This window comes from Limimaricola hongkongensis DSM 17492 (assembly GCF_000600975.2).
In the GTDB taxonomy this organism is placed as follows: domain Bacteria; phylum Pseudomonadota; class Alphaproteobacteria; order Rhodobacterales; family Rhodobacteraceae; genus Limimaricola; species Limimaricola hongkongensis.
On sequence record NZ_KK088653.1, the window covers coordinates 109,749 to 124,497 of the forward strand.

The following is a 14,749-nucleotide window of genomic DNA, read 5'->3' on the forward strand; positions in this document are numbered from 1 at the left end:
CATGGCAAGCGCGACCGGTCGCCGCTAGGGTGCCGGGCATGGACACGCTGGCGCGACTGACACTTCTGACCCCTTACGATGCGGCGGCGCTGTTGCTTCTGGTGCTGGGCTACTGGGCGATCGGCTGGCGGATCGAGCATCCGGGGCGGCGGCCATCGGTCACGGTGCTGATGGCGGAATACCGGCGGGACTGGATGCGCGAGTTCGTGCAGCGCGACCCGCGGATATTCGATGCGCAGATCGTCGCCAGCCTGCGGCAGGGGACGTCCTTTTTCGCCTCGACCTGCCTGCTGGCTGTGGGCGGCGTGCTGGCGCTGATCGGCAATACGGAACCGTTGCAGGGCGTGGCCGAGGGGCTGGGCGGCGGCCCGATCCCGGCGCTGCTGTGGCAGATCAAGCTGGTGCCGGTGGCGCTGTTTCTGACGCATGCCTTCTTGAAGTTCGTCTGGGCGCAGCGGGTCTTCGGCTATTGCTCGGTGATGATGGCGGCGGTGCCCAACGACCCGGCCGATCCGCGCGCATTGCCCCGGGCGCTGCAGGCGGCCGAGCTGAACATCCGCGCCGCGTGGAACTTCAACCGCGGGCTTCGCGCGATGTATTTCGCGCTGGGCGCGGTGGCGTGGCTGCTGGGGCCATTGGGCCTGATCGCGGCGACGCTGGCGGTGCTGTGGCTGGTCTGGAGCCGGGAGTTCGCCTCCGTGCCCCGCGCGGTGTTGCTGGACGAGGGTTGAGGGGGCTGCCGCCCCCGCCGCGTCGCGGCCCCCCCCGCGCGTATTTCCGGAATGGTGAAACGGGGCGCGCCCTGCCTTTCACCATTCTCCAAATACGCAAAATCCCGACCTCTCCGCTAGCGCCGCGCCTCGCGCAGCCAGGCGCCGATCATCAGCGTCGCGGCGAACAGCAGCCAGAGCCATGCCGGCAGCAGCGGCGTCACCGTGAGATCGAGCGTGCGGTAGGCGCCGCGCGGGGTCAGCCCGATCCAGCCGCGCCCGGCGGCGGGGCGGCCCGCGCGCACGTCACGCAGACGCGGCAGCCCGTCCTCCATCGGCACGATGCCGCCACGCGTAGCGTCGACGATCCCGCGCAGCGGCGCGCCGTCGGCGACCGTTTCCTCGAATTCGCGCGGTGCTGCGGGGCCGAGCGCGATCACCGCCGATTGCGCGCCCTCGGACAGCCGGTAGAGCCCCATGCGCGGCGCGCCCCACAGCGCCTCGAACCGGCCCGGCTCGGTCTCCTCCAGCGGCACCTGCGTCTCGCGCCCGTCCGGGCCGGTGACGGTGACGGGGCCGATCTCCTCCGAAAGCGAGCGGCGCACAATCCGCATGCTGAGCCCCGAGGGCTCCGCCCAGAGCGCCTCTTCCTCCAGCTCGGGCTCCTTCATCATCCAGTGCGCGAGGCGGCGCAGCAGGTCGAGCTGCGGTCCGCCGCCATCATAGCCGCGGCCCCAGAGCCAGACCTGGTCCGAGGCGAGCAGCGCCACGCGCCCTTCGCCCACGCGGTCGAGCGCGAGCAGCGGACGGTCGCCGGGGCCGGTCAGCGCGATGGTCGCGCTCTGGGTCGGGTCGATCTCGACCTGCCGGAACCAGCGGCCCCATTCCGGCGCCAGCGGATCGCCATCGGGGGCAAGCCACGGATCGGCGAGGCCCGAGGTGACCGGGTGGCGCGCGCCCAGATCGGTCATCTCGGGGCGGAATGCCCGTTCGACCACCCGCGCGCTGGGCATGCCGGGCAGCACGAAGCCGAGAGGGCTGCGATAGATGCTGTCGACGCCCGCATATTCCGGCCCGGCGGTGACCAGCACCGCGCCGCCCTCCTCGACGTAGCGGGCGACATTGGCGAAATATTCCGATGGCAGGATGCCGCGACGGCGGTAGCGGTCGAACACGATCAGGTCGAACTCGTCGATCTTCTCGATGAACAGCTCGCGCGTCGGGAAGGCGATCAGCGACAGCTCCTCGACCGGTACGCCGTCCTGTTTCTCGGGCGGGCGCAGGATGGTGAAATGCACCAGATCGACCGAGGGGTCGGATTTCAGAAGGTTGCGCCATGTCCGTTCGCCGGCATAGGGCTCACCCGAAACGAGCAACACCCGCAGCCGGTCGCGCACGCCGTTGATCTGCACGACGCTTTCATTGTTGCGTGGCGTCAGTTCGCCCTCCGCCTGGGGGGTAGCGAATTGCAGCACGTTCATGCCGCCATGCGGCAGCGTCACCGGCAGGCGAATGTCGCGCCCGACCGGCACGTCGAAGCGCATCGGATCGCCGCCATCCACCGAAATGGTGAGCGGCACCGACCCGGCGGTCGCGGGGGCCGCGCCCATGTCCTCGACCCGCAGGGTCAGCTCGACCTCTTCGCCCAGAATGGCGAAGGCCGGGGCGTTGCGCACCACGAGGCGGCGGTCCCAATCCCCCTTGCGGCCCGACAGCAGCACATGCGCGGGCGCGGGCAGGTCGGGGGCGCGGGCCGCGTCGTGCAGCCGGCCATCGGTGAGCATGACGATCCCCGCGATCCGGCCGCGCGGCGCGTCGGCCAGCGCCTCGGACAGCGCGGTCATCAGCCGGGTGCCGCCATCCTCGGGCGCGTCGGCCACGCGCACCACGCGCAGCTCGGTGTCGGGGCGGGCCGCGATCCGGTCGCGCAGCGCGTCGAGCGTGGCGGCGGTCTGATCGGCGCGGTCCGACAGGGTCTGGCTCGCGCTGTCGTCGACCACGGCGATGACGATGTCCGACAGCGGCTGGCGCTCCTCGCGCTTGAGCGCCGGTCCCGACAGCGCCGCGATCAACGCCACCCCCGCCAGCGCCCGCAGCCACCAGCCCGACAGGCCGCGCCACAGCGCCAGCCCCACGACCAGAAGCGTGAGCGCCGCCAGCGCCCCGAGCGCGGGCCATGGCAGCAGCGGGTCGAAGATCACCGCGCCGCTCATTGGCCAAGCCGGTCGAGCAGGGCGGGGACGTGCACCTGGTCGGATTTGTAGTTGCCGGTGAGCACATGCATCACGAGGTTCACGCCGAAACGATAGGCGATCTCGCGCTGCCGTTCGCCCGCCATGCCGCGGCCCACCGGGTAGCGTGGCATGCCGACCTCGTCCATCGCCCAGGCCGCGGCCCAGTCATTGCCGCCGATCACCACCGGCGTCACGTTGTCGTTGAGATTGCGAAACGGCATGCCGGGGGTCGGCTCCTCGTCGGGGGCGGCTTCGACCCAGACCTCGCGGCCCCGGTGACGGCCGGGGAAATCCTGCAGCAGATAGAAGGTGCGGGTGAGCACGTGATCCTCGGGCACCGGCGACAGCGGCGGGATGTCGAGCGGGCGGGCGATCGCCTGCAGGCGGCGGCCCTCGGGCGTGGTGGTGCCGAACCCCGCGATCCCGGCGTCGCGCGTGTCGAACACGATCATGCCGCCGCCGCGCAGATAGGCGTTGAGCCGGTCATAGGCGGCGCCGGAAGGGATCGGCGTGTCCCCGGTGATCGGCCAGTAGAGCAGCGGAAAGAAGGCCAGCTCGTCGGTTTCGGGATCGACCGCCATCGGGGCGGCGGGCTCGACGGAGGTGCGCTGCCACAAGGTGCGGCCCAGCCCTTCGAGCCCCTGCCGCGCGATGTCGTCTACCCGCGCATCGCCCGACAGGATGTGGCCGAGCACGACCGACCTGGTGGCGGCCTGCGCGAAGGCCTCGGCCCGCGGGTCCATCGGTGCGGCGGCGGAGGGCGCGGCCTCCTGCGCCTCGGCGCCGGGGCCCGGCAACACCAGCGCCAGCGCCAGCGCCACGAGTGCTGCGCGCGCGCCGCGCAGCCGTCCGCCCACCGCCAGCGAGGCCAGCGCATCGAGCGCCAGCAGCGCCACCGCGCCCGCGAGCAGCAGCCCGGCGAGCGGACGCTCGGCCGGGCGGTCCAGCCCCTCGATCGCGATGCGCGCGGGCCAGCGGGCGGGGGCGAGCGTGGTCTCGGGCCCCGTCACGTTGCGCGCGAAGCGCCCCGCCTCGCCTTCGTAAAGCCCGGGCGGCAGGTCGGGGCCGAGATCGCCTTCGGCCAGGTCCTCGCCGGTGACGGCGGCGCGGGTGTCGGTCTCCCTGAGCCGGCCCTCGGCATCCATGACCTCGACCGGGCGCCAGCTCGTGCCGGCGAGGTCGGCGGCGGCGTCGCCGCCGCTGCGCGCCGAAATGGCGAGCCGTTCGAGCATCGACACGAACAGCCCCGACAGCGGCAGCGACGACCATTCGGCGTTGGCGGTGACATGGATCAGCACGACCTGCCCTTCGCCCAGACCCTTGCGTGTCACCAGCGGCGTACCGTCAGAAAGCTGGGCGATGACGCGGGCGGCGAGATCGGGGCCGGGCTGGGCCACGACCTGCGCGCGCACGGTGACGTCGCCGGGCACCGGCAGGCCGAAAAACGGGCTGTCGGCCTCGAACGGCGCGATGGTCTTGGGCTCGCCCCAGCTCATCGTGCCGCCCACCGACCGACCTCCGGCGCGCAGCCGCACCGGCATCAGCGGATCATCCCCCTCGCGCCCCGCATCCGAGGCGGCGAGACGCGGCCCGGCAAAGCGCAAGAGCAGCCCGCCCGCGGCGACCCATTCCTGCAGGGCCTCGGCCTCGGCGGGGGGCAGGGTGCCCGCATCGGCCAGCACGATCACATCCGGGTTGGCGGGGATCAGCGCGGACAGGTCGCCCGAGACGAGATCGGCCTGCGGCTCCAGCGCCACGCGCAGGTAATGCAGCGGCGACATCAGCTCGGTCGCCTCGCGCGTCTCCCGGCTTTCGACCAGACCGACCTCGCGGCGGCGCAGCGCATCATCGGTCAGCGCCACGGCGGCGGCGGAGCGTTGTCCTTCGATCTCGAAGCGGGTGACGCGGTTGCGCAGCTCGGGCGGCAGGTTGATCGCGACCCGTGCCACGGCATCGCCGGGGGCGAAGGACAGCGTGGCGGTGGCGAGACGGCGCTCAACCCCGGCGGGGTCGAGGCCATGGGCGGCGATGGCGGCCTCCGCCGCGCCGCCGGTGGGGGTGCGCAGGGCCTCTATCGCGATGGCGCCGTCCTCGATCTGCGGCGGGCGCAGCGCGAGGATGCGGCGCGGGGTCTGGATCACCCGCACCGGCCCGTGATCCTCCAGCGCGTCGCGCAGCGGCGCGCGGCTGTCGCGGGCCAGCCCGTCCGACAGCCAGACCGTTTCGAACCGCCCCTCCAGCCCCTCGGCCCAATCGGCGAGCGCCGTGGCGTCGGGCTCCCATGGGCGGGGGGCAAGGCCGGGCAGGCCGGTCAGCACCGCCTCGGCGGGATCGAAGCGCGTGGCGTCGGGCAGGTCGGTCAGCGCCACGACGGCGGCGGGCCGTCCCGTGCGCCGCGCCTCGGCCAGCAGCGTTTCGATCCGCGCGATCCGCACCGGCCAGTCGCGCGCATCGGCCCATGTGCCGTCGGCGAGGATCAGCAGCGGCCCGCTGCCCGGCGCCGGGCGGTCGGAGGGGTTCAGCACCGGCCCGGCAAAACCGATGATCGCGGCGGCGACGGCGAGAATGCGCAGCAACAGGAGCCACCACGGCGTGCGGTCGGACTGGCTGTCGCGGTCGTCGAGCCCCAGAAGCAGCGCCACGCCGGGAAAGCGGCGGCGCAGCGGCGCGGGCGGGACGGCGCGCAGGATCAGCCACAGCACCGGCAGCAGCACCAGCCCGGCCAGAAGCCACGGCGCGAGAAACCCCACGGGACCGAGGTTCCACATCAGCGGCGCTCCAGCGCGGCGTAGAGCCACAGCAGCGCCGCGGCGGCGCTGTCGCCGGTATGGTGGATCGAGAATTGCCAGCCGGTGGCGCGGGCGAGCTGGCCAAGCCGGTCGCGGCGCTCGGCCAGCCGGTCGAGATAGCGGTCGCGCAGGTCGCCCGCCTTGAGCGTTTCATGGCGGATGGCGCCCGACATGCTTTCGAAGATCGTGCGCCCGTCATAGGGGAACGCCTCTTCGGCGGGGTCGAGCACCTGCAACAGCGCGCCGCGCACGCCGCGATCGGCGCCGGCGGTGAGCATGGTCTCGATCGGCTCCAGCGGGCCGAGGAAATCCGACACCAGAACCGCGCGCGACCGCGGCGCGAGGCTTCGGGGATCCGGCACGCCGTGATCGGCCTCGGCGCTGTGCGACAGGATCTGCGCCAGCCGCGACAGCTGCCCCCGGCCCCGGCGCGGCGGCAGCCGCGCATCGGTGAGACCGACGCGCTCGCCGCCCCGGTTCAGCACCACCGCCAGCGCCAGTGCGATGAGCCGGGCGCGGTCGCCCTTGGGCGGGAGTTTCGGCGTCGAAGCAAAGCCCATCGACGCCCCGTCATCGACCCACAGCGCCACGCTCTGGGCGATCTGCCATTCCTTTTCCTGCACGAAGGCCTGATCGGCCCGGCCCGAGCGACGCCAGTCGATGGCCCGCGCCGTGTCATGCGGCTGGGCGGCGCGGTATTGCCAGAAATTGCTGCCCGCGCCCGCGCGGCGGCGGCCATGCTCGCCCATCAGAACGGTCTGCGCGAGCTGCTCCGCCTCGGCCAGAAGCGGCGGCAGCGGCGCTGCGAGGTCCTCGGCCCGGCCCCGAAGCCCGAGCGGCGTGGTGTCGCGGGCCGGGCTGGCGGTCACGCCGCCGCCTCGGCCCGCGTCACACGTTCGGCCACCCGCTCGATCAGCGCGGGGAGGCTTTCGCCCCGGGCGCGGGCGGCGAAGCCGAGCGCCATGCGGTGCTCCAACACCGGCACCGCCAGCCGCGCCACGTCCTGCGGCCCCGGCGCGAGGCGGCCATCGAGCAGCGCCTCGGCCCGCACCGCCAGCATCAGCGCCTGCGCCGCGCGTGGCCCCGGCCCCCAGCTCACCGAATCGCGCAGCTCCGGCAGCGCCTCGGGCTCGTCGGGGCGGCAGGCGCGCACCAGGTCGAGGATCAGCTCCATCACGCCTTCGCCCACCGGCATCCGGCGCAGCAGGCGCTGGGCGTCGAGCAGTTCCTGCGCGGTGAACACCGCCTCGGCCTCGGCCTCCTCGGTGCCGGTGGTGGCCAGCAGGATCGCGCGCTCGGTGTCGCGGGTCGGGTAGGGCACGTCGATCTGGAACAGGAAGCGGTCGAGCTGGGCCTCTGGCAGCGGATAGGTGCCCTCCTGCTCCAGCGGGTTCTGTGTGGCCAGCACGTGGAAGGGGGGGCCGAGCGGCCGGTGCTGCCCGGCGATGGTCACCTCGCGCTCCTGCATCGCCTGCAACAGCGCCGATTGCGTGCGCGGGCTGGCGCGGTTGATCTCGTCGGCCATCAGCAGCTGGCAGAACACCGGCCCCTCGATGAAGCGAAAGGCGCGCGCGCCATCGGCGCCGGTCTCCAACACTTCACTGCCCAGAATGTCGGCGGGCATCAGGTCGGGGGTGAACTGGATCCGGCTTTCGCGCAGCCCCATCACGGTGGAGAGCGCGTCGACCAGACGCGTCTTGCCCAAGCCCGGCAGGCCGACGAGCAGCGCGTGACCGCCGCACAAGAGCGCCGAGAGCGTCAGCTCGACCACCCGCTCCTGGCCGACAAAGCGACGGGCCACGCTGTCGCGGGCCTGCGCGAGCCGCGCGCCGAGGCTCTCGATCGCTTCGAGGAGATCGGCATCGCTCATCTGCTCTGGCATGACAGCCTTCCCGTCCTAGTCTAGCATTGCAGTCCCAGCAGATACCGTGGCGGGTGCCGATGGCAAACACAAAGAACAGTGAAGAAAACGCCGCCCCCTCGGCGGAAAGCCTCGTATCGGCGGCCAGCCGGGCGGGGGCGCGCGGGCCGGCGCCGGTGCATCTTTGGGATCCGCCCTATTGCGGCGATCTCGACATGCGGATCGCGCGCGACGGCACATGGTTCCACGAGGGCACGCCGATCGGTCGCGAGCGGATGGTGAAGCTCTTCGCCTCCATCCTCAAGCGCGAGGGCGACCGCCATTATCTTGTCACCCCGGTCGAGAAGGTCGGCATCACCGTCGACGACGCGCCCTTCGTGGCCGTCGACGTCTCGCGCGAGGGGGCGGATCTGCGTTTCGTCACCAATCTTGGGGAAACGGCGCTGGCCGGGCCTGACCACCCGATCCGGGTGGTGCGCGATGCCGACACCGGCGAGCCCGCGCCCTATGTCGAGATCCGCTCGGGCCTCGAGGCGCTGATCGACCGCAAGAGCTTCTACCGGCTGGTCGAGCTCGGCGAAACCTTGCCACATGAGGGGAGCGACTGGTTCGGCGTGCGATCGGGCGGGGTGTTCTTCCCGATCATCCCGGCGGCTGAACTGGCCTGAACGCGGAGCCCCTTGCGAAGGCTCCGCGCCACAGGAAAAAGCCTACTCGTGAACCTCGACGCGAGGACGCTGCTGCCTGCGTCGTCGCAATTCTGCCACATTCGGGCGACGTTTATGCGACAAAAACGCGAAAGGCGGTCGATATTACCGAACTGTAACAAAGCCCCGCCTCCGCGCCGGTCGTTCAGACCGAGCTGCAGATGTATTTCATCTCCAGATAGTCCTCGATGCCATGGCGCGAGCCTTCGCGGCCCAGCCCCGACTGCTTGACGCCGCCGAAAGGCGCGACCTCGGTCGAGATGATACCGGTGTTGATCCCGACGATGCCGTATTCGAGCGCCTCGGCCACCTTGGTCACGCGGCTCAGATCCTTGGCATAGAAATACGAGGCGAGGCCGAAGATCGTGTCGTTGGCCATCTCGATCACCTCGTCCTCGTCCTCGAAGGCGAAGAGCGGCGCGAAGGGGCCGAAGGTTTCCTCGTGCGCGACCTTCATGCCTTGTTTCGCGCCTGTGACGACGGTGGGCTGGAAGAACTGGCCGCCGAGGTCGTGCGCCTCGCCCCCGGTCAAAAGCGTCGCGCCGTGGTCGAGCGCGTCCTTGAGGTGATCGCGCACCTTGTCGATGGCCGAAGGCTCGATCAGCGGGCCAAGATCGGTGCCTTCCGACAGCCCGTCGCCGACGCGCAGCTTCTCCACCGCCGCCTTCAGCTTTTCGGAGAAGGCGTCATAGACGCCCTTTTGCACGTAGATGCGGTTGGCGCAGACGCAGGTCTGGCCGTTGTTGCGGAACTTGCACTGGATCGCGCCCTCGACAGCCGCATCGAGATCGGCGTCGTCGAACACGATGAAGGGCGCGTTGCCGCCCAGCTCCATCGAGCATTTCATCACCTGGTCCGCGGCCTGGCGCAGCAGCGTGCGGCCCACCTCGGTCGAGCCGGTGAAGGTCAGCTTGCGCACGCGCGGGTTTTCGCAGAATTCCTTGCCCACCTCCGAGGCGGCGGAGGAGGTGACGACCGAGAACACGCCTTCGGGCACGCCCGCCTCCTCGGCCAGCACCGCCATGGCGAGCGCCGAGAGCGGCGTCTGCGAAGCCGGGCGGATCACGAAGGAACAGCCCGCCGCCAGCGCCGGCGCCACCTTGCGCGCGATCATCGCGTTGGGGAAGTTCCACGGCGTGATGCCCGCGGCGACGCCGATCGGCTGGCGGATCACGGTGATCCGCTTGTCGGGCATGTGGCCGGGGATGGTTTCGCCGTAGACGCGCTTGGCCTCCTCGCCGAACCATTCGACGAAGGACGCACCATAGGCCACCTCGCCACGGGCCTCGGCCAGCGGCTTGCCCTGTTCGGCGGTCATCAGGATGGCGAGATCCTCCTGATGCTCCATCATCAGGTCGTACCAGCGGCGCAGGATCTGCGCGCGCGCCTTGCCGGTCTTCGCGGCCCATGGCTTTTGCGCCTTGTGCGCGATGTCGATGGCGCGGGCGGCTTCGGCGCGGCTCAGATCCGCGACCGAGACCAGCACGTCGCCGCGCGCCGGGTTGGTGACGTCGAAGGTTGCGCCGCTTTCGGCCGCGACCCACTGGCCGCCGAGAAAGGCCCGGTCGCGCAAGAGGTCGGGGCGCTTGAGCAGTGACTTGATGTCGGTGCGGTCGTCGAGCATGACTTCTCCTCCAAGGGGTTCGGTCGCATCCTTCACCGCGAGGGGAGGGCAGGTCCAGCCCCCGGTTGAGGGAGGAGAACCGGATGACCACACGCGCCGAGATCGACGAGGCCTATGCCAATGCCAGCCATATTCCCGGCGGCATGGCCTATCCCGATCGCTGGGCCGAGGCGGCGGCGGCGTTCCGCGCGGCGCATCCGCCCGAAGAGATCGCCTATGGCGCGGGCGCGCGGCACCGGCTCGACCTGTTTTGGCCCGAGAGCACGGCGCGCGGCGCGGTCGTCTTCGTGCATGGCGGCTTCTGGAAGGCCTTTGACAAGAGCACGTGGTCGCATCTCGCGGCGGGCGCGCTGGCGCAGGGCTGGGCGGTGGCGATGCCGTCCTACACGCTGGCGCCCGAGGCGCGGATCGCCGCGATGACGCGCGAGATCGAAGCCGCGATCGGCGCGGTGGCCGAGGCCGTGCCGGGGCCGCTGCGGCTTGCCGGGCATTCGGCGGGCGGGCATCTCGTGGCGCGCATGGCCTGCGCCGACCTTTCCCCGCCATGGCGCGACAGGGTCGCGCGGATCGTGCCGATCTCGCCGCTGTCGGACCTGCGTCCGCTCATGGGCGCGACGATGAACGACGATTTGCGGCTGGACGCGGCCGAAGCCGCGGCGGAAAGCCCGCTGCTCTGCGATCAGGTCGATCTGCCGATGACGGTCTGGGTCGGCGCCGTCGAACGGCCCGCCTTTCTCGATCAGGCGCGCTGGCTCGCCGAACGCCGCGGCTGCGATTTGGTCGAGGCGCCGGGGCGGCACCATTTCGACGTGATCGAGGAGCTGGCCGACCCCGACAGCCCGTTGATGCGGGCGCTTCTGGGCTGAAAGTGCGATCCCATTTCATCACTCCCCAAATACGCATTGCCCGACCAGCCACCGGGCGCCCGGCATCCGAGGTGGGATCTGCGTATTTGAAGAATGGTGAAATGGGATCAGCGGCCGAACCGCTCCTGCCAGCAGGGCAGGGGACCACCGGGGGCCGCGTGGAACACCGCGCGTGCGATGGCGCGGGCAAGGCAGACCGACGCCGCATGGCCAAGCCACAGCGCATCCGTCACCGGATCGGCGAGCGGGCGCGCGCCGGTGGCGGCGGCAAAGACCAAATCGCCGTCGAGCGGGGTATGCGCCGGGGCAAGGGCGCGGGCGATCCCGTCCTGCGCCGCCACCGCCATGCGGCGGCAGCCCGCCTTGTCGAGCGCGGCATCGGTGGCGATGATGGCGATGGTCGTGGCCTCGCCGGGGGCGGCGAGCTTGGTCGGCGGCGGGCCGGGCGGCGGCATGGCGGGGCCCAGCCCGCCGAACTCGGCCCCGATCTCCCAGGGCGCGGCCCAGAAATGCGGCCCCGCGCCGATCGTGGCCGACCCGACCGCGTTGACCGCCACCAGCGCGCCGACCACGTGGCCGCTGTCGAGCCGCAGCGACGCGGTGCCGGTGCCGCCCCTGAGCGTGGCGGTGGTCGCGCCGTGGCCCGCGCCATGGCTGCCCTCGGCCACCTCCGGCCCCGCCGCCGCCAGCGCGGCCCGGCCCAGCGCGGCATAGGGGTTGGCCGGCCAGCCCTTGTCGCCGCCATTGCCGAGATCGAACAGGATCGCCGCGGGCACGATCGGCACGCGCTGCCCCGCCGCGATGAAGCCGCGCCCCATGTCGCGCAGCCCGTCGGCCACGCCCGAGGCCGCGTCGAGCCCGAAGGCCGACCCGCCCGACAGCACCAGCGCGTCCACCCCGGGCACCAGCCGGTCGGGCGCGAGCAGGTCGGTTTCGCGCGTCCCCGGCGCCCCGCCCATCACGTCGACCGAGGCCGCGAAGGGCGCATCCCCGGTCAGCACCGTGACGCCCGAGCGCAGCGCCGCGTCATGGGCCTGACCCACCCGCAGCCCGGCGATATCGGTGATGGCATCGCGCGCACCGGGGCGCATCACGCCGATCTCAAGCGGATTTGAACGGGAAGCGTCCGGCGGCGGCGGCGATCCCTTCCGGCCATCTCGTGGCAATATCCTGATGCCAAAGCCATTCCTGATCCTCGTGCCGGATGATGCCGCCGCGGCACGCCGGGGCGCGCGCGTGGGGAGCCGCGATTGCGGTTCGCTCCCGTGATGATAGGTTGTCCCGAACCCTCGCGTCAAAGGCTGCCATTGATGAGTACCTCACCCACCGCGCTCACGCGCCGTCGGCTGTTGGCCGGCGCGGCTGCGCTTGCCGCCCTTCCCGCCTGCGCCTCCCGTGTCCCGTCCTCCGCCCCGCCCGCCGCCGAGCAACAGATCGGCGGCGTGCCGATCAGCCAGATCGTCGATGGCTACGGGCTGATCGAGGATGCGGGCTACCGCTTGCCGCCGGTGCCGCCCGAATATCTTCAGGGCCTGAACCGCCGCGCTTATGTGCCCTATCCGGGCTTTGAATCCCCCGGCACGATCGAGGCCGACCTGCATGCCAAGCTGCTCTACTGGATCGAGCCGGGCGGCATGGCGTGGCGCTTTCCCGTGGGCGTCGGCCGGCAGGGCCTGTCGATGAGCTATGACACCACGATCAAGCGCAAGGAAGAATGGCCGAGCTGGACGCCGACCCAGAACATGATCCGGCGCGAGCCGGAGATCTATAGCGAATACGCGGGCGGCGTGCCCGGCGGTCTCGCCAATCCGCTCGGGGCGCGGGCGCTCTATCTCTATCAGGGCAACCGCGACACCTATTACCGGATCCACGGCACCAACGACCTGGCCTCGATCGGCAATTCGGGCTCGGCGGGCTGCATCCGCATGTTCAACCATGACGCCATCTTTCTCTTTCCCAAGGTGCCCACGGGCACCCGCGTGGTGATCCGGGACCGCGCGGATTCGATCGCGATCGAAGGAGCGGCCGTGGCCAATCGCGGCCGCGAGCTGCCGCCGACCTATGTGCCGCCCGAGGAGCTTTACGCCGCCGCCGAAGCGAGCGGCCCGCCGCAGTTCGGCCCGGCCTCGGGCATCGAGAGCTTCGGCTACTGATCCCGGCCCCCGGCCGCGCCGGTCGGGCGCGGCCGGCGCGGCGCAGCAAGCTGCGCCGATAGCGCTCGCACCGCGTGACGGGCGGTGCAAATCGGGCTAGGGCGGGGGCATCTGCACAGGGAGCCCCGCCAATGACCGCCTTCGACCGCACGCTCAAGATCGCCCCGTCGATCCTCTCCGCCGATTTCGCCGCCTTCGGCGCCGAGGTCCGCGCCATCGAGGCGCAGGGCGCCGATTGGGTGCATGTGGACGTGATGGACGGGCATTTCGTGCCCAACATCACCTTCGGCCCGCAGCTGGTGCGGGCGATCCGCCCGCATGTGAAGACGGTGATGGACGTCCACCTGATGATCGCGCCGGTCGATCCCTATATCGACGCCTTCGCCGATGCGGGCGCCGATATCCTGACCGCCCATGTCGAGGCGGGTCCGCATGTCCACCGCACGCTGCAGGCGATCCGCGCCGCGGGCATGAAGGCGGGCGTCGCGCTCAACCCCGGCACCCCGGCCGAGGCGGTGGCGCCGCTTCTGGACGATGTCGATCTCGTGCTCGTCATGACGGTGAACCCCGGCTTTGGCGGGCAGAAGTTCCTGCACCCGATGCTCGACAAGATCGCCGCGCTGCGGGCGATGATCGGCGACCGGGAGATCCATCTCGAAGTCGATGGCGGTGTCGATGCGACCACCGCGCCGCTGGTGGCGCAGGCGGGGGCCGACGCGCTGGTCGCGGGCTCGGCTGTGTTTCGCGGCGGCTCAGTCGAAAAGGCCGGTGTCTATGGCGAGAACATCGCCGCGATCCGGGCGGCGGCGCAGGGCTGAACCTTTGGCCGCGCGCCGGACCGACCCGGCGCGCCATGCGTATTCAAGGGAATGGTGAAAGGGCGCGGGCCTGCACCCTTGCCATTCACCATTCCCCAAATACGCAGATCCCGGCGTGGCGGCCGCCGCGCCGTCGGGGCGGCGCGATCAGTCCTGCGCGCTCATCCGCTTGATCGCCGCGACCCCGCTTTCGCCCAGCGGCACCACCGCGAAGGGGCCGCCGAGCGAGCGCTGCGCGCGGTCGGAGGGGTCGGGCGTCTTGGACGCCGGCAGCAGCCGGTCGGCCCAGTCCTCGGCGTTGTCCCGCGGGTGATAGCCCAGGAACGGTATCTTGTGGTTCGACACGGATGCCCGGCTGTTGGCGGAGACGCCCCATGCCACGGTGAAGCCGGTGACAGGCGTGGTGACCGACGCCTCGACCAACCGCACGAGATCGCCATGCGAGAGCCATGTGTGCAGCGCGCGGGCGTTCTGCGGCTCGGGCGTGCAGGACATGATCCGCAGGCAGACCGCCTCCAGCCCGCGCTTTTCCCAGAACATCTTGGCCATGTCCTCGGCGAAGCATTTCGACAGGCCGTAGAAGCTGTCGGGCCTGTGGGGCACATCGGTGTCGTGGCCGGCCATGGTTTCCTGCAGGCCCACGGCGTGCACGGAGGAGGCGTAGACCACGCGGCGGGCGCCGGCGCGGTGTGCTGCCTCCCAGACGGTGTAGGCGCCGATGTAGTTGGGGCCGAGCAGCTCCTCGAAGGATCGCTCGTCGGGGATGGCGCCGAAATGCACGACCATCTCGGCGCCCTGCATCAGCGCCTCGATCGCGGCGAGATCGGCAAGGTCGGCCTGCACGAAGCTCTCGTTTTCCAGCAACTTGGCCGGGGCTTCGGCGATGTCGGTGGAAAGCAGCTCGTCCGCGAGCTTCGAGAGCGGTTCGCGCAGCTTTGAGCCGAGCGCGCCGCAGGCGCCGGTGAGGACGATCTTCTTCATGGATGC

At 71.3% G+C, this 14,749-nt stretch carries 12 protein-coding genes; 5 read left to right on the forward strand and 7 right to left on the reverse strand.

Annotated elements, in window-relative coordinates; translation table 11 throughout:
• The first annotated feature begins 38 nt into the window (after positions 1-38).
• Positions 39-731, forward strand: a complete 693-nt coding sequence (locus LOKHON_RS11060) for a DUF599 domain-containing protein (RefSeq protein ID WP_017929207.1) — start codon at positions 39-41, stop codon at positions 729-731.
• Positions 732-847: 116 nt separating this feature from the next.
• Here the strand turns inward: LOKHON_RS11060 and LOKHON_RS11065 are convergent, their stop codons facing one another.
• The 4 genes from LOKHON_RS11065 to LOKHON_RS11080 are packed head-to-tail and all read right to left on the reverse strand — an operon-like array spanning position 848 to position 7,603.
• A complete protein-coding gene (locus LOKHON_RS11065) occupies positions 848-2,923 on the reverse strand; it encodes a hypothetical protein (RefSeq protein WP_017929208.1) in 2,076 nt (691 codons plus the stop codon).
• Positions 2,920-5,712 carry a DUF4159 domain-containing protein gene (locus LOKHON_RS11070; protein WP_017929209.1) on the reverse strand — a complete coding sequence of 931 codons (2,793 nt, stop codon included), beginning with the start codon at positions 5,710-5,712 and terminating at the stop codon, positions 2,920-2,922. Before LOKHON_RS11070 ends, LOKHON_RS11065 begins: the two co-directional genes overlap by 4 nt.
• Positions 5,712-6,602, reverse strand: coding sequence for a DUF58 domain-containing protein (locus LOKHON_RS11075; RefSeq protein ID WP_017929210.1), 891 nt, complete (start codon positions 6,600-6,602; stop codon positions 5,712-5,714). Before LOKHON_RS11075 ends, LOKHON_RS11070 begins: the two co-directional genes overlap by 1 nt.
• Complete coding sequence (locus tag LOKHON_RS11080) at positions 6,599-7,603, reverse strand: AAA family ATPase (protein WP_026147560.1); 1,005 nt, start codon at positions 7,601-7,603, stop codon at positions 6,599-6,601. Before LOKHON_RS11080 ends, LOKHON_RS11075 begins: the two co-directional genes overlap by 4 nt.
• Positions 7,604-7,674: 71 nt before the next feature.
• On the opposite strand from LOKHON_RS11080, the gene LOKHON_RS11085 reads away from it, so the two are divergent.
• The gene (locus LOKHON_RS11085) at positions 7,675-8,262 is read left to right on the forward strand and encodes a DUF1285 domain-containing protein (protein WP_017929212.1); all 588 of its coding nucleotides are present in this window, start codon (positions 7,675-7,677) and stop codon (positions 8,260-8,262) included.
• A gap of 184 nt (positions 8,263-8,446) precedes the next feature.
• Here the strand turns inward: LOKHON_RS11085 and LOKHON_RS11090 are convergent, their stop codons facing one another.
• Positions 8,447-9,925 (reverse strand): NAD-dependent succinate-semialdehyde dehydrogenase, encoded by a 1,479-nt coding sequence (locus LOKHON_RS11090; RefSeq protein ID WP_017929213.1) that lies wholly within the window; start codon positions 9,923-9,925, stop codon positions 8,447-8,449.
• An 83-nt stretch (positions 9,926-10,008) separates the two neighbouring features.
• Here LOKHON_RS11090 and LOKHON_RS11095 point away from each other — a divergent pair, with 83 nt between their 5' ends.
• Positions 10,009-10,791 carry an alpha/beta hydrolase gene (locus LOKHON_RS11095; RefSeq protein ID WP_017929214.1) on the forward strand — a complete coding sequence of 261 codons (783 nt, stop codon included), beginning with the start codon at positions 10,009-10,011 and terminating at the stop codon, positions 10,789-10,791.
• A 107-nt stretch (positions 10,792-10,898) separates the two neighbouring features.
• Here the strand turns inward: LOKHON_RS11095 and LOKHON_RS11100 are convergent, their stop codons facing one another.
• The gene (locus tag LOKHON_RS11100) at positions 10,899-11,882 is read right to left on the reverse strand and encodes a P1 family peptidase (RefSeq protein WP_017929215.1); all 984 of its coding nucleotides are present in this window, start codon (positions 11,880-11,882) and stop codon (positions 10,899-10,901) included.
• 219 nt (positions 11,883-12,101) lie between these two features.
• Between LOKHON_RS11100 and LOKHON_RS11105 the strand changes: the two genes are divergently transcribed.
• Together LOKHON_RS11105 and rpe are read left to right on the forward strand one after the other, a co-directional pair.
• Complete coding sequence (locus LOKHON_RS11105) at positions 12,102-12,944, forward strand: L,D-transpeptidase (protein ID WP_081610618.1); 843 nt, start codon at positions 12,102-12,104, stop codon at positions 12,942-12,944.
• Positions 12,945-13,075: 131 nt separating this feature from the next.
• Positions 13,076-13,762, forward strand: coding sequence for a ribulose-phosphate 3-epimerase (gene rpe / locus LOKHON_RS11110; protein ID WP_017929217.1), 687 nt, complete (start codon positions 13,076-13,078; stop codon positions 13,760-13,762).
• Between the two features lie 147 nt (positions 13,763-13,909).
• On the opposite strand, the gene LOKHON_RS11115 is transcribed toward rpe, so the two are convergent.
• Entirely contained in the window at positions 13,910-14,743 is an 834-nt protein-coding gene (locus tag LOKHON_RS11115) for an NAD-dependent epimerase/dehydratase family protein (RefSeq protein WP_017929218.1), read from the reverse strand.
• Positions 14,744-14,749 lie beyond the last annotated feature (6 nt).